The 15,253-nt window shown below is 38.4% G+C and carries 13 protein-coding genes, 1 pseudogene and 2 other annotated features; of the genes and pseudogenes, 13 read left to right on the top strand and 1 reads right to left on the bottom strand.

Going from position 1 to position 15,253, the window contains the following annotated elements:
• The first annotated feature begins 53 nt into the window (after positions 1-53).
• The 12 genes and pseudogenes from JCM10596_RS00130 (at position 54) to JCM10596_RS00180 (ending at position 11,776) form a co-directional block, all read left to right on the top strand.
• A complete protein-coding gene (locus JCM10596_RS00130) occupies positions 54-476 on the top strand; it encodes a hypothetical protein (protein ID WP_025025412.1) in 423 nt (140 codons plus the stop codon).
• 232 nt (positions 477-708) lie between these two features.
• Positions 709-1,814 (top strand): annotated as a pseudogene (mqnC, locus tag JCM10596_RS22945) (cyclic dehypoxanthinyl futalosine synthase).
• A gap of 201 nt (positions 1,815-2,015) precedes the next feature.
• Complete coding sequence (gene ytxC / locus JCM10596_RS22950; RefSeq protein ID WP_025025413.1) at positions 2,016-2,927, top strand: putative sporulation protein YtxC; 912 nt, start codon at positions 2,016-2,018, stop codon at positions 2,925-2,927.
• Between the two features lie 44 nt (positions 2,928-2,971).
• Positions 2,972-3,213 (top strand) — a binding site (T-box leader).
• Between the two features lie 45 nt (positions 3,214-3,258).
• Positions 3,259-5,190, top strand: coding sequence for a threonine--tRNA ligase (gene thrS, locus JCM10596_RS00145; protein WP_025025414.1), 1,932 nt, complete (start codon positions 3,259-3,261; stop codon positions 5,188-5,190).
• A 63-nt stretch (positions 5,191-5,253) separates the two neighbouring features.
• Positions 5,254-5,364 (top strand) — a sequence feature (ribosomal protein L20 leader region).
• A gap of 38 nt (positions 5,365-5,402) precedes the next feature.
• The gene (infC, locus tag JCM10596_RS00150; RefSeq protein ID WP_081791827.1) at positions 5,403-5,921 is read left to right on the top strand and encodes a translation initiation factor IF-3; all 519 of its coding nucleotides are present in this window, start codon (positions 5,403-5,405) and stop codon (positions 5,919-5,921) included.
• Between the two features lie 14 nt (positions 5,922-5,935).
• Positions 5,936-6,130, top strand: coding sequence for a 50S ribosomal protein L35 (gene rpmI / locus JCM10596_RS00155; RefSeq protein ID WP_025025416.1), 195 nt, complete (start codon positions 5,936-5,938; stop codon positions 6,128-6,130).
• 29 nt (positions 6,131-6,159) lie between these two features.
• Positions 6,160-6,510, top strand: coding sequence for a 50S ribosomal protein L20 (rplT, locus tag JCM10596_RS00160; RefSeq protein WP_025025417.1), 351 nt, complete (start codon positions 6,160-6,162; stop codon positions 6,508-6,510).
• A 459-nt stretch (positions 6,511-6,969) separates the two neighbouring features.
• Positions 6,970-8,265: a sugar ABC transporter substrate-binding protein gene (locus JCM10596_RS00165; RefSeq protein ID WP_025025418.1), complete on the top strand. Its 1,296-nt coding sequence runs from the start codon at positions 6,970-6,972 to the stop codon at positions 8,263-8,265.
• A 115-nt stretch (positions 8,266-8,380) separates the two neighbouring features.
• Positions 8,381-8,560: a hypothetical protein gene (locus JCM10596_RS29845; RefSeq protein WP_234410352.1), complete on the top strand. Its 180-nt coding sequence runs from the start codon at positions 8,381-8,383 to the stop codon at positions 8,558-8,560.
• A 5-nt stretch (positions 8,561-8,565) separates the two neighbouring features.
• Positions 8,566-9,720, top strand: a complete 1,155-nt coding sequence (locus tag JCM10596_RS22955; RefSeq protein WP_234410353.1) for a carbohydrate ABC transporter permease — start codon at positions 8,566-8,568, stop codon at positions 9,718-9,720.
• Positions 9,717-10,592, top strand: a complete 876-nt coding sequence (locus tag JCM10596_RS00175) for a sugar ABC transporter permease (RefSeq protein WP_439644791.1) — start codon at positions 9,717-9,719, stop codon at positions 10,590-10,592. Before JCM10596_RS22955 ends, JCM10596_RS00175 begins: the two co-directional genes overlap by 4 nt.
• Before the next feature lie 158 nt (positions 10,593-10,750).
• Positions 10,751-11,776, top strand: a complete 1,026-nt coding sequence (locus tag JCM10596_RS00180; protein ID WP_025025420.1) for a LacI family DNA-binding transcriptional regulator — start codon at positions 10,751-10,753, stop codon at positions 11,774-11,776.
• A gap of 172 nt (positions 11,777-11,948) precedes the next feature.
• Here the strand turns inward: JCM10596_RS00180 and JCM10596_RS00185 are convergent, their stop codons facing one another.
• Positions 11,949-12,329, bottom strand: coding sequence for a hypothetical protein (locus JCM10596_RS00185; protein WP_025025421.1), 381 nt, complete (start codon positions 12,327-12,329; stop codon positions 11,949-11,951).
• A gap of 374 nt (positions 12,330-12,703) precedes the next feature.
• On the opposite strand from JCM10596_RS00185, the gene JCM10596_RS00190 reads away from it, so the two are divergent.
• Positions 12,704-15,016, top strand: coding sequence for a PepSY1/2 domain-containing protein (locus JCM10596_RS00190; protein WP_025025422.1), 2,313 nt, complete (start codon positions 12,704-12,706; stop codon positions 15,014-15,016).
• Positions 15,017-15,253: the final 237 nt, after the last annotated feature.

The following is a 15,253-nucleotide window of genomic DNA, read 5'->3' on the forward strand; positions in this document are numbered from 1 at the left end:
TTCGTGTAGCTAAACATGAGTACAGTACAGATGATGTGATAGGATAGAAAGGATTGCAGATGAGTATCTATATTGTTCAAATAATTATCTTTTATATGGTAGTGGCTGGAACCATGTTCTGTGTGGGAATCACATTTATAATTGGTAAGCAGGAATTTAGATGGAAGGGAAAGAAAACGAAACTTGGTAAACCGTTGGGTGTGTTCTTCATAATATGGTCAATTCTCGCATCTTATCCAGTGATATTAGATTCGTTTGAGGAACACGAAAGTCAAGTAGTAGAAGTGATCGATACTAGAAATGGTGGGAGTAAAATAAGGTTTAAAAGAATTGTTATTACTAGAGATCATGGTGATTTTATTAATATGTACAACAAGTTTGATTTTAGGACTAAAGGCGTTTATGAGATTACATACTTACCTCACTCTAAAATCATTCTGGATGTGACGAAACATGGCAGTCCTCTTAATCATTAACCTTGGTCCAGTTTGTGTAGACATTAGTCACACCATACGATAAATCGGGAAGATAAGACAGGCTATCGAATATTGACTTTGAATAGCTATTATACCTTTTAGCTGTAGCCTTCATCAGGTTTGCGCTAAAAGGTATTTTTTCGTGTAGCTAAACATGGGCAAATAACCGATTATATGATAGGATAAAAAAGATAATGAATGAATACACGGAATCCAGTATTGGAGGTTACCTATGAGTATCGATGCAATATTAACGAAGGTGTTAGCTGGAGAAAGAGCAACATTTGAGGACACCCTTCGCTTATATGAGAGTAACGAAATTGAAAAAATGGGGCATGCGGCAAATCAAATTATGCAAAAGTGGCATCCTGAGCCCATTACTACCTTTGTCATTGGGAGAAATATAAACTATACGAATATATGTGATGTCTACTGTAAGTTTTGTGCTTTTTACCGAGGACCAGGCAGTGCTGAAGGATATGTTCTTCCAGATGAAGAGGTATATAAGAAGATTCAGGAAACAATAGATGTTGGAGGAACGGAAATCCTAATGCAAGGGGGAACCAACCTAATCTTCCCTTTTCCTATTATACCGATTTACTAAGAAATATTAAGAAACGCTTTGACATTCATATGCACTCCTTCTCTCCTGCGGAGGTTTGGAAAATGGTTGAGGTATCGGGTTTATCGCTGGAGCAGGTCTTACGTGAATTGAAGGAGGCAGGACTTGACTCCATTCCTGGAGGAGGGGCAGAAATCCTCGATGATCGTACTCGTAAGAAAATCAGCCGTCTGAAGGGCTCATGGACAGACTGGATGGATTGTATGAAAACTGCCAATAAGGTTGGCTTGCATACGACAGCCACAATGGTGATTGGATTCGGCGAAACGTTAGAAGAAAGAGCACTGCACCTGCACCGAGTAAGGGAAGCGCAGGATGAAACAAATGGCTTCTTGGCGTTTATCTCATGGACGTTTCAGCCTGAGAATACCAACCTTAGAGCAGAAAAAACCCCACCTGAGGAGTACTTGAAAAATGTAGCCATATCTAGAATTGTCTTAGATAATATTCCTAATTTCCAATCCTCTTGGGTTACCATGGGACCTGAGATAGGGAAAAAATCTCTTTCCTTTGGTTGCAATGATTTTGGTTCAACCATGATGGAAGAGAATGTTGTTTCTGCGGCAGCTTGTACTTATAAAGTAAACACAGGACAAATTATCCAATTGATTCGAGAAGCGGGGAAAATCCCAGCTCAACGAAACACGAAATATGATATCCTGCGTATCTTCCAAGAGGGAGATCAGGTAGAAAAAGATTTTGTCATGCAGAATTAAACACCATAAAAAAGACGGTAGCTTGGATAGGGGCCCTTTTTAGTAGACAGGGACAACTCTTCCAGTATTGCCGTCTTTTTTTTCTATTTTATGCGCTGTAAATGTTTCTGGCGGTGATGACAATCGAAAATGTATACTCCACACACTAGAACCATACACTAGAGAAAGAGGCAATGTATTATTTAGATAGGTGGTGGTATTGTGGAAATACTGAGGATTGTACCAGCATCAGGAACCCTGTGGAATGAATTTATTTCTTTTTTAGAAAAAGAATTAAAATGCTTAGAGAAAGATCAGTTTACTTTTTCATTTGAAAAGAGTGAAGATTATCGCCTTAGTTTATGCTGCGATACATACCCTAATCATTTATCTGCCCTAGAAGTGGTAGACACATATAGGCATTATTTCAGCACGGCTATGTCAGAATTTATTGTGGAGCATGTGGAAGAAGAAGTCGTTCGCCAGAAAATTGAGTACGACTTTTGCTTTGAGGACCCTGTTCAAATAGAAAATATTTATCGATATTGCAACTTTTTTTTATTTTTGGAGGAAGATCATGAAACAAGGAATGAACCGAAGATTGTTGAGCGAAAGTGTAAAGTATTTAAACGAGCCTACGAGTACTTAGAAGAAGAGCGAGATGTCGATTTAGAAGGATTCATTCGCTTTCGCTTAAAGGAATACTATGAGGAATTGGATGAAGTGATTGAATACGCGGTCGACGAGTATATTCTAGATAAAGAGTATCAGGAATTTATACAGCTTTTGCGTTATTTTATCTCGAAACAGGAATCAAAGGTTCCTTTTCTCCACGTCTACCATAGAGGAGGACATCAATTTTTACTTTTTGATGGGGGAGGGAAGAGGATCGCGGAGTCAGAAGTAGAGAGCTATATGACAGAATGGTCTGAGCATTCGATTGGTAATGATGACATTATTGTCAGTACCTTGATTACCATGAATCCAAGGCAATTACATATTCATACCGAAGAACCAGAGTTTCCTGTGATCCAGACTCTGAAAAAAATATTTGGGGATCAAGTCATCATTTGCACTCATTGCCCGCATTGTCAGGATTGGAAACAGCAAAGAAGAATAGAGGTTAAGACTTGACGAAGCCTGACCTGCTATTTATAATACTAGATAATGAATTGAATGAATCAGCTATGAAGAGGACACGAATCATTTGAATTATCTTTTTACAGAGAATAGGGTCTTGGCTGTAAGCCCTTAAAGGATGCCAATGATTTACCACCTCAGAGCTACTATAGTGAACATAAGTATCTATAGTCGGAACATCCGTTATCATGATTTGAGCATAGATTTTTGTGTGCGTTTTTTTAGACGCCTGTTATCTATGAAATTAGGGTGGAACCACGAAACCACACTCGTCCCTACTGCTGGGAGGAGTGTTTTTTTTTATTTAAAAAAGGAGGAAAGAACAATGTCACAATTAACTATTTCGCTACCTGATGGAGCACAGAGAGAGTATAATCTAGGCGCTACTGTAGAGGATGTAGCTGCTTCGATTAGTCCAGGACTAAAAAAGAAGGCATTAGCTGGGAAAATCAATGGAAAGGTAGTAGATCTTACCACATCGATCCATAACGGTGATCAAGTAGAGATTGTCACACAGGACTCTCCAGAGGGGCTTGAAGTTCTCAGACATAGTTCAGCCCATCTTATGGCTCAAGCGATTAAGCGGTTATTCAATGATGTAAAATTAGGAATTGGTCCTGTCATTCAGGATGGTTTCTATTATGATATGGATCTGCCTGTATCCCTAACTCCAGAGGATTTACCCAAAATTGAGAAGGAAATGAATAAAATTATTAAGGAAAATCTTCCGATCCAACGTAAGGTGGTTTCGCGTGAAGAAGCCCTGAAAATCTATGAAGAATTGAACGACCACCTCAAAATCGAATTAATTCGTGAGTTGCCAGAAGGAGAAGAGATCTCCATCTACGAGCAAGGTGAGTTTTTTGACCTTTGTCGTGGTCCTCATCTTCCTGCAACCGGGAAGATGAAGGCATTTAAGCTATTAAGCATTTCAGGTGCTTACTGGAGAGGAAATAGCGATAATCAAATGCTGCAACGAGTATACGGGACCGCTTACTTTAAACAAGCGGATGTTGACGAGCACCTTCGACTTCTAGAGGAAGCAAAAGAACGCGATCATCGCAAGCTAGGGAAAGAATTACACCTATTTGCTAGTGCTCAGAAGGTGGGACAAGGTCTTCCCTTATGGCTGCCTAAGGGAGCTACTGTGCGCAGAATGATAGAACGCTATATCGTAGATAAGGAAGAGAGTCTAGGCTATAGTCACGTATATACACCTGTATTAGGAAGTGTGGAGCTCTACAAAACATCAGGTCACTGGGATCATTATCAAGAGGATATGTTTCCTGTCATGGAAATGGATAATGAGCAATTGGTTCTTCGTCCGATGAATTGTCCTCACCATATGATGATTTATAAGCAAGAAATGCACAGCTATCGTCAATTGCCGATTCGTATCGCTGAGCTAGGAACGATGCATCGCTATGAAATGAGCGGGGCAGTCAGTGGACTTCAACGTGTTCGTGGAATGACGTTAAATGATGCTCATATCTTTGTACGACCTGATCAAATTAAAGAAGAGTTTATCCGAGTTGTCAATCTGATTACAGAAGTATACAAGGACTTTGCTATTCATAATTATAGCTTCCGTCTTTCATATCGCGACCCTGAGGACAAAGAAAAATACTTTGATGATGATGCGATGTGGGAAAAGGCGCAGAGCATGCTGAAGGAAGCGATGGATGATCTTGGAGTAGAGTATTTTGAAGCTGAAGGAGAAGCAGCCTTCTATGGTCCTAAATTGGATGTGCAGGTGCGTACGGCATTAGGGAAAGAAGAAACCCTATCTACCGTTCAATTAGACTTCTTATTACCGGAGCGCTTTGATCTAACGTACATTGGAGAAGATGGCAAGCATCATCGTCCTGTGGTGATCCATAGAGGAGTGGTATCCACAATGGAACGCTTTGTCGCTTATCTCATTGAGGAATACAAAGGAGCCTTCCCAACATGGCTAGCTCCTGTTCAAGCCATGATCTTACCGATTGCAGAAGTTCATGCCGACTATGCTCAAAAAGTGGCTGATGAGCTAAGAAAGCGTGGAGTTCGAGTGGAAGTAGATTCACGCAATGAAAAGATCGGGTACAAAATTAGAGAAGCTCAGCTTCAAAAAGTACCTTACATGTTTGTCATCGGGGATAAAGAAGTGGAAAGCAACAGTCTGGCTATAAGAAAAAGAGGAGAAGGAGATCTAGGAGCCAAGCCACTTCCTGAGATTATTTCCATGATGACGGAAGAGATCATAGAAAAGAAATAAGTTCTTTCCCTTGACTTTTCAAGAATGGAATGCTATTCTTGTTAAGGTAATTAAATAAACGGACAATGTAAGCAGAAGCGACCCGCTTCTCACCTGATCGATAATGACGTTGGCAGGTTAAGATGAGAAGTTAATCTAAGTGCGGGCGTGGTATGCCCGCACTTTTTTATTATGTTTTTGCAATGGTCCAGATAAAACGATGGAGGTGTTAAATTATTAGCAAGGAACTTTTAGTCAATGAGGGAATTCGAGCTCGTGAGGTTCGAGTGATTGGGGTCAATGGTGAGCAGCTTGGTATTTTAACTATACGTGAAGCACTTCAGTTAGCCGTGGATGCAGAATTAGATTTAGTCAATGTTGCACCACAAGCAAAACCACCTGTGTGTCGCATCATGGATTATGGAAAGTTTAAATTCGAGCAACAGAAGAAGGACAAAGAAGCTCGTAAGAATCAAAAGATCATCAATATTAAAGAAGTTCGCTTTAGCCCAACAATTGAGGAGCATGACTACAATACCAAAATGCGTAATGTAGTTAAGTTTCTAGAGAAGGGTGATAAAGTGAAATGTTCGATTCGTTTTCGTGGTCGACAAATCACTCACTCATCGATCGGTTTACAAGTTTTAGAAAAATTAGCAAAAGACATTGCGGAGTATGGCGAAGTGGAAAAGAAGCCTAAAATGGAAGGCCGTAGTATGATTATGTTCCTAACGCCGAAAGCAGAGAAATAAAAGGAGGACTCATCATGCCTAAAATGAAAACAAACAAGGGCGCTGCAAAGCGTTTTAAAGTAACAGGAAGCGGAAAAATTAAGCGTTCTCGCGCATTTACATCTCATATGTTTTCAAATAAATCACAAAAACAAAAGCGTAAGCTTCGTAAAGCAGCTATTATGACTGCTGGTGACTACAGCCGTACAAGAAGAATGTTAGGTCTATAAGACCTTAAGATTACTAGGAGGGAATTACAATGCCAAGAGTTAAAGGTGGATATGTTGCACGTCGTCGTCGTAAAAAAGTATTGAAATTAGCTAAAGGATATTTCGGTTCTAAACACCGTTTATTTAAAACTGCCAATGCACAGGTAATGAAATCATTCTTATATGCTTACCGTGACCGTCGCGTCCGTAAGCGTGATTTCCGTAAGCTTTGGATTACTCGTATTAATGCAGCTGCAAGACAAAACGGTCTTTCTTACAGCCGTTTAATGCACGGATTGAAAGTAGCTGGAATCGAGATCAACCGTAAGATGTTAGCAGACTTAGCTATCAATGATAAAGCAGCATTTGCTCAATTAGCTTCTAAAGCAAAAGGTCAATAAGACCTATTGTTTCATGTCGCTAGATCAAGAAGGGTTTCCTAGAATACAGTTCTAGGGAACCTTTTTTTAAAAGCTAAAAAGTAGATTTTGTCATCGAGGCGACATATTTTCTTCATTTATATTTTAAAAAAGGTCTTTTCAAAAAGAAAAAGATATGGTTAAATGGTGGTATGAAAACGGTTGCGCTTTCTGTGAAAAGATGGTTTTATTTTCATATGTAGATTTTCAGCTACATATATATGACTACCCTTATTATTTTTTTAATCAATAGAGCAACCGTTTGCATAAAGCAAATAGAATTATTTTCCAGATAGAGGTACTTTCTTTTCTGCCAAAACGATTCATTAGTTCAGAATATTTTGTTTTTTTTGAAGTGGGTACATTTTTCTTGATTGACATCTGTTTTATAGAATCAAGTCAAGAAATGGTATACAAATATTAAAAAAGGTGGGGTTTAACATGAAAAAAGCAGTTCATTTACTTTTGATTTTCGCACTCATATTTACTTTGGCAGCATGTGGTGCTAGCCCAACAAATGAGCAGACACCAGATTCTTCTTCAGATGAAAAGCCAGACGTAGCGGCAGTGGATGAGGAAGTAATTCCTGAAGAAGGAGCCACTCTTACAGTATGGGAATCAGGTGGAGCAGAAAAAGGCTTTACAGAATTTGCAGCTCAAGAATTTGAGAAAAAGTATGGAATCCCTGTTAAATTTGAAGAAGTGAGCTTCCAAGATGCGCCTACTAAATTACAGACAGATGGCCCTGCTGGGTTAGGAGCTGATGTCTTTGCTGCTCCTCATGATCACTTAGGAGCTATGGTTTCTGCAGGCATCGTTCTTGAGAACTTTTGGCCAGAGGAGTATGAGGCTGAATTTATGGATGCAGCTACTCTAGGAACAACATATGATGGAGTTTTATATGGCTATCCAACAGCAGTTGAAACATATGCGATTTTCTATAATAAGGATTTAGTTCAGGAGCTACCTAATACGATGGATGAACTCATCGAAATGGCACAAGAGTTTACCGATGTGAAACAAAATAAGTATGGTTTTATGGCGGAAGTAGGAAATTTCTATTTTATGTATGCTTTCATTGGTGGGTACGGTAGTTATGTCTTTGGAGATAACAATACAAATCCTGAAGATGTAGGCTTAAACGGAGAAGGAGCTGTGAAGGCAGGACAATTAATGCAAAAAATAAAAGCAGCCACTCTTCCATTAAACAGTGCAGATGTTTCTTATGACATCAAGGGTTCATTATTTCAAGGACAAGATGGTCAATTAATGTTTGATGTAAATGGTCCATGGGCTGTACAAGGGTATAGAGATGCAGGAGTTAACTTTGGTGTTATTCCTTTCCCTGTGTTAGATAATGGCAAGGTACCTACAAGCTTTTCAGGAATTCGTTCTTTCTATGTCAATGCTTACTCTAAGTATCCTAATGCCGCTTCACTATTCGCTCAATTTATTACGAGTGAAGAAATGCTTTTAAAACGTTTTGAAATGACAGGACAACTTCCTCCACGTACGGCTTTGTTGGATAACCCAACGATCAAAGAGGATGAAGTTTCCTCAGCCTTCTTAGTCCAAGCTATTCATGCCGTACCAATGCCTAACATTCCTGAGATGCCAGCAGTATGGACGCCAATGGGGACAGCTCTCTCTGTCATCTGGAATGACAATGCAGATCCACAGACGGCTCTAGATCAAGCAGTGAAACAAATTGAAGAGGCGATTAAAGCAGGGAAATAAGCTGCGAATAAGGAAAAAAGAGGGAATTCATAGAATAAGAATCAATATCTCTTACGGTATTGATTCTTATTCATCATGATGAAACATCATTTAGATACAGAAAGGCGGCATTCGTGTGGCAGCACAAAGTATGCAATCTCACACACCAAATCGAAAACATTCGGCTAAGATTAGTGCTTGGTTATCCCTTTTATTTATGGGTTTAGGTCAGATATATAATAGACAATACGTGAAAGGTGCTTTTTTTGCGATTGTAGAACTTATTACTCTTATTGTTTGGCGTAAGCGTTCATAGATGGAATGTGGGGCTTAATTACATTAGGGGAACAAACACAGGTAAGACAAAGAGGAAGAGTCGTTATTGAAGGAGATCATTCTATCTTTCTCATGATTGAAGGAATTATTATCTTACTCATTACTCTTATCCTAATCGGAATCTATATTTTTAACATCCGAGATGCGTATAGAACTGGAAGACAGATTGAGCAGGGCATTGCAGCAAAATCAATTAAACAGTCTCTGACAGATTTATGGGAAAAGGGCTTTGCCTATATCTTAATTTCTCCAGCCTTTCTCTTTATTGTTTTTCTATCGATTTTACCCTTGTTATTCGGAATTCTCATTGCTTTTACCAATTATTCCGGTCCCAATTATTTACCCCCGAAAAACCTAGTGGATTGGGTTGGGTTTAAGTCGTTTATTGACCTTTTTAGTTTAAAAGCTTGGCGAGGCACATTTATTGGTGTCTTTATCTGGACGGTGATCTGGGCTGTTGCAGCAACAATTACGACCTATTTTGTGGGGCTATTCTATGCGGTGATTATTAACCATCCTAAAGTCAAACTGAAGAAGATGTGGCGCGCTATTTTTATCTTACCTATGGCGGTTCCTCAAGTTATTACGATTCTTATTATGAGAAATATATTTAACGGACAATTTGGACCCATTAATAATTATCTAGTTGCTTTAGGGCTTGACCGAATTCCTTGGTTAACGGACCCTCTTATAGCCAAAATGACCATTGTCATGATTAATGTATGGTTTGGTCTACCCTTCTGGCTTATTTTAATGACAGGAGTCTTAACCGGAATCGATAAGGAAATGTATGAAGCAGCTGATGTGGATGGAGCGACAGGGTTTCATAAGTTTTGGAAGTTAACCTTTCCCTTGGTCTTGTTTGCGACAGCTCCACTCTTGATCATGCAATTTGCCTTTAACTTCAATAATTTTAATATTATTTATCTATTAACCGAAGGCGGACCAGCTAATTCAGCTTATTATAATGCGGGTTCCACAGACATCTTGATCAGTTGGATTTATAAGTTAACATTGGATATCAGTAAGTTTAACATGGCTTCGGTTGTTTCTATATTAATATTCTTAATTATTGCACCTTTCTCTATATGGAACTTTAGAAGAACAAAAGCCTTTAAGGAAGAGGATATGATACAATGATGAACGATAAAATGACGACGCAGAAAAAGTCACTTGTAGGGAAATCACTTTCAGAAAAACTATGGCTAGGCTGTATCTATGCTATTTTACTTGTAACAACCATAGTGATTCTCTATCCTGTTATCTTTGTTATTATGGGCTCCATGAATCCAGGTCAAACCTTATTCAGTGCTAAGCTGTTTCCAGATCATCTTACCCTCGATCATTACCGAAATCTGTTTGCTAATACTGATTATATAATCTGGTATAAGAATACATTTAAAATCGCTTTTTTTACCATGATTCTCTCTACGTTTTTGGTTGTGACAACAGCCTATGCTTTGTCTAGATTTAGATTCCCAGGTCGTAGACATAGTTTAATGGCTATGCTTGTCCTGCAAATGTTTCCTGGATTCATGGGTATGATTGCTATCTATATTTTACTTATGCAACTAGGATTACTGGATAATCATTGGGGACTCATTCTGGTATATGCGGGAGGGTCGATCCCATTTAACGCGTATCTATGTAAAGGTTATTTTGATGGATTACCGAAAAGTTTAGAGGAGGCAGCCAAGATTGACGGTGCTTCTAATCTGACGATTTTCTTTAAGATCATGTTTCCACTTTCGTATCCCATCCTTGTTTTTGTTGCTTTAACAAACTTCATCGCCCCTTGGATGGATTTTATCTTTGCACGCTTGGTGATTCGAAGTAATGAGAACAAAACCTTGGCTGTTGGACTATTCGAAATGGTACGAGGGCAACAAAATACGGAATTTACTTTGTTCGCTGCTGGAGCGGTTTTAGTCGCTATCCCTATTACCATCTTGTTTGTTTTGACTCAGAAATACATGGTAGAGGGTTTAAGAGCAGGTGCAACGAAAGGGTAAGTCAAAAAGTGTTCATGGCTGCATGAACACTTTTTCATTCTATACATATAGAAATTTACTTTAAACAATTATATAATTGATTGAATTAGTGACATGTTTCGAAACTTACAACAGGAAGAATGCTTCCTCAGGAGTGTTGGCTGAAAGGAGAAGTAGCTGTGTCGATAACGATAAGAGATGTAGCCAAATTGGCTGGTGTTGCACCATCCACGGTATCAAGGGTCATAGCCAATAGCAATCGAATTAGTCAAAAGACAAAAGTGAAGGTATTCCAGGCGATGGAGGAATTGGGGTATCATCCTAACTATAATGCGCGTAGTTTAGCTGTAAAATCAACAAGGTGTATTGGCATTATTATGCCACGTTCAACAGAAAACGCTTTTCTAAATCCGTTTTTCCCTGAAGTACTTCGTGGGATTAGTGTGAGGGCGAATGAAAAAGGATATGCTCTTTTTCTATCAACAGGAGGAAATGAAGAGGAGCAAATGAGAGCACTTTCGGATATGGTGCAGGGGCGACGAGTAGATGGAGTCATCAGTCTCTATTCCAGAAATAATGATCCTCTTCAAGCCTATCTTCTGAAACAGAACTTCCCTTTTGTGCTAGTAGGTAAACCGGCTTCAGAGGAAGAGAAAATTTCCTATGTAGACAACAACAACGTAGCCGTGGGAAAAGAAGCGGCTGAACATTTGGTACAGTTAGGACACTCTAGGATTGGATTTGTAGGGGGCTCATTAGATTTAGTCGTGACTCGAGAGCGACTGGCTGGATACTATCAAGCTCTTGAAGAGGCAGGGATTGCTTATGATCCACTCTTAACGATTCATGAAGAATTCCTACATCGAGGAGGTTATCAAGCAGTTAAGCAGCTTTTTAAGTTAGGGAATCCGCCTACTGCCTTAGTTGTTGTGGACGATCTGATGGCATTAGGGGTGATCAGCGCTCTTAATGAATTGGGATTACATGTCCCTGATCATATCTCTGTAGCAAGTATGAATGATGTTCTCGTAGCAAAGGTTTCTGCTCCTCCACTAACCTCTGTGAACATAGGGATTTATCAGCTAGGGTATAAGGCAATGGATAAATTACTTCATTGGATCGAACATGAAGAAGCAGATTTAGAACCAACAATTCTAAAACACGAGTTAAAGGTCCGACATTCAACAGCCCATTCTCAAGGGTAAAGTGACTTCCACCAGATGGAGTTTGTACTACACCTGACGGGGAGAACGGGATCAATAAGAAAAATAAACATATGCTTGGTAGCATAGCAGAAGGGGTCCTGCTATGCTACCAAGCATAATTTTCTATATTTCTAATGTAAAACTCAAAATATCAACACATGTACAAATTCATCTAATCACGCAGCAGCTCTTTTATTGGACTCGTCCATTCAATGGTTGCATAAGGATATTGTTCAAATATCTTATGTTCGATTTCCAAAAAATCATCTTTACTAAATCCGTTTAACGCATCTTTTTGATGTGGCGACATTTTAATATGAATGATTCTAAACGCATCATCTGCTGTCCCCATGTATTTTTCACCTTCGAAAAGCACTCCTTTTGATGTGAGTAATAGATTTTCGCGAACATTGTTACTGTTATCTAAAAGAAATAACTCCCCATTTTGTTGTGCTAACTCCAATTTTCTCTTCGGATTAAAAATATATTTCAACACTAAGTAAGCAAAGATGAGAATCCAGCAAAAAAGAACAAAACGAATAAGAATCGCCATTAAAATGAAACCTCCCTCTAAAGCACTTCATTTACAGTATTAGTATATCCTATACAGCTAAATACGAAAAAGAAGGAGAAAAGTTTCAAAAAAAACTCTAAAAAAAACTTTTTTTATCCCATTCTAACTGTCGATAAGACTCCCTCCACTAAAGAGTTGCACAATAGTCAAATATTGTCGAACAGAATGTCGAAATGACAGGCAAAATAGTTATAGACGTACAGCTTCTTTAAAAAGTTTCAAAAAAGGATAAAAATAGTCCCTAAGGATGATTTTTAAAAAAAACGAAATAAATCATAGCATTTGCCTTCCAGATAGTGCTAATATAGTTCTTGTGAGATACATAGAAATGTATTCAAGGAGGAGAAACAAAAATGAAATTTAAGAAACTCGGCGCTTTAACTTTAACTGCTGCTATTGCTATGAGTGCGGTTGCACCAGCGGCTTATGCTGAAACTGTAGCTAATCCGTCTTCTTCTGTGAAGGAGACTGTAGTTGAAACAATTGAAAAAGATCCAGAAATCCAAGCAGAACTACTAGATAATGTTCCAAAAGACAAGATGATCAAAAGAATCAATGAGATCTTTCCTGATCAATTTACTTTTTTAGAGGAATCTGATTTTAGAGTTGATTCAGAAAGATACTATTACTATGGTGGATTCAAGGATGAAGTAGAAAGATATAGTCTTTCTTTTGACAAGGAGATTTCAAGAGGGAAGTATGTTCATGGTTCATTTGGCTTTGTTGGTTCAGAGCTTAAACTAAGCCACTTTTACTATACTGGAAAAGATGTGAAAGAAGCATATTACCCAGCAAAAGTAAACCAAGATCAAGCTCAGGAGATTGCTCAAACCTTTATTAACAAAGTAACAAGTGGTGCAAAATATGAGGTAGTAGAATCTCCATATTACTATGATTCTACCAATAAAACACTTACAGAGCCGATTCGCTATAATTTCTCTTTTGAGAGAAATCAAAATGGTGTTCCTGTTCGTGGATTAGGCGGACACGTAGAAGTATTAGGAAATGGAGAAATTGTAGGCTTTTGGGCAGGTGACGATGGTCAGAAAGTGACGTTTGAGCCGAAAAGAAGCTTAATAGGTGAAGAAAAAGCATTAGAACAAATCAAGGAAAAATTAAATTTAGAATTAAGATACGTTAGTGATTATGACTATCGTAAAAATGAAACAAATCTATACCTTTCCTATGTCCCTGTTCCAGGAATCGGTGGAGTTCAAGCTACTTCTGGAAAGTGGTATGTAGACGGTAAATTCGTGGATGAGTTACCTGGCGTTGAGAAAGTCAAAATGTTAACTGAAACGAAAAAAGACGTCAAGACCAAAGCCATTACACTAAAAGAAGCAAAGGCAATGGCTGAAGAATTATTAAAAACTGATGAAGAAGGCATGAAGTTAGTCGTTCATGGTGTCCATGAATATACGAATCATATGAACAAAACAGTATATTCAGTGGATTATATGTATGAATCAGCAAATCATGGGTATGGCGGTTCTTTAGAGATCAGCAAGGATACGGGAGAAATCCTATCTTACCATAACTATAATTTCAGACATTTTGAACCAGGTGCAAAAGAGCCTGAAGTAAAGGTTTCTTATGAAGAAGCTCTTGAAAAAGCAGTTAAATATGTGGAAAAATATGCACCTGCTGCTATGCATAAATATGCTTATCCGACAATGAAGCTAGAGCGTGATGAGTATTCCAATGGCTATCACATTTCCTTCCCTCGTGTAGAAAATGGAATTGAATTTTTAGGTGATGGTATTACAGTTTCTATCTCTGCTGAAGATGGAAGCCTACAATCATTCTATAATTCCACTGGTGATTATAAGGAGATTCCATCCCCTGATAAAGCTGTGGATCTAGAAGTAGCAAAATCAGCTTTCTTTGAAAATCTAGAGTTAAAACTAGTCTATGCGAATGAATGGTCTAAAGATAAAATGAACGATTACAAATTAGTGTACGAGATGAACTATTCTCCAACTCCATTCGGTGGCTATTTTGATGCTGTTACTGGGGAGTGGAAAGCACCTTCTTTTGCACCAGAAGTAAAAGAAGTAACAGAGAAACCAGTCATTAAGCATGCATGGGCTGAGAATGAACTTAACTTTATGCTTGAAGCGAAGATCTTGACAATCAAGGACAAAGAAAACTTTAACCCAGATGCAGTTGTGTCAAAAGGCGATGCATTAGAAATTCTTATGAAGTCTCTTACACGTTTCTGGGAAGGAGAAATGCCTTATTTCAGAGGGGAAGAGCCAAAAGCAACCTTTGACAACATTGGAGTTGACCACCCATTATTTACAGTAGTAGAAAGAGCTGTGCAAATGGGAATTTTAGACCGTGATGCAACAACGTTCGATCTTGATGCTAAATTGACTCGTGAAGAGCTTGCTTCTTGGTATGTTAAAGCTCTACGTTTAAATGAAGCAGCTAAACATTCTCAAATTTATCATGTAGATTTTAAAGATGCAGATAAGATTGATCCTAAATACAAAGGACATGTAGCTTTAGCTTCGGCATTCGGTATCTTAACAGGAGCTAATGAGAAATTTAGCCCAACTCAGGAAGTAACACTTGCTCAAATGGCTGTTGCTACCTTCCGTATGGCGAACACGATCAACACCATTAATTATGATAACGGTAGAGATTACTACTATTTCTGGTAATCCAAAAAAAGAGGGGATGTCCCCTCCCTCAGAGTGCAGAGAAACCTTATGTTTCTCTGCACTCTTTTTTCTCTTTCCAGAGATAGATAGACTGTTTGCTCTCATTTTTTCGTTTCGGTTCAGTTATACAAATAAATTGTAGACGTAAAGCTACACAAAAAAGTTTCAAAAAAGGATAAAAATAGTCCCTAAGGATGATTTTTATAAAAAACGAAATAAATTATAGAAATTCACTTC

The sequence above is a fragment of the Caldalkalibacillus mannanilyticus JCM 10596 genome (assembly GCF_000615945.1).
GTDB classification, from domain to species: Bacteria; Bacillota; Bacilli; order Caldalkalibacillales; family JCM-10596; genus Bacillus_AT; species Bacillus_AT mannanilyticus.

Bases quoted from the DNA above. Each gene is read 5' to 3' on its own strand.
- thrS (WP_025025414.1), top strand. From the start codon at position 3,259: ATGTCACAATTAACTATTTCGCTACCTGATGGAGCACAGAGAGAGTAT.
- rpmI (WP_025025416.1), top strand. From the start codon at position 5,936: ATGCCTAAAATGAAAACAAACAAGGGCGCTGCAAAGCGTTTTAAAGTA.
- rplT (WP_025025417.1), top strand. From the start codon at position 6,160: ATGCCAAGAGTTAAAGGTGGATATGTTGCACGTCGTCGTCGTAAAAAA.
- JCM10596_RS00165 (WP_025025418.1), top strand. From the start codon at position 6,970: ATGAAAAAAGCAGTTCATTTACTTTTGATTTTCGCACTCATATTTACT.
- JCM10596_RS22955 (WP_234410353.1), top strand. From the start codon at position 8,566: ATGTGGGGCTTAATTACATTAGGGGAACAAACACAGGTAAGACAAAGA.
- JCM10596_RS00175 (WP_439644791.1), top strand. From the start codon at position 9,717: ATGATGAACGATAAAATGACGACGCAGAAAAAGTCACTTGTAGGGAAA.
- JCM10596_RS00185 (WP_025025421.1), bottom strand. From the start codon at position 12,329: ATGGCGATTCTTATTCGTTTTGTTCTTTTTTGCTGGATTCTCATCTTT.
- JCM10596_RS00190 (WP_025025422.1), top strand. From the start codon at position 12,704: ATGAAATTTAAGAAACTCGGCGCTTTAACTTTAACTGCTGCTATTGCT.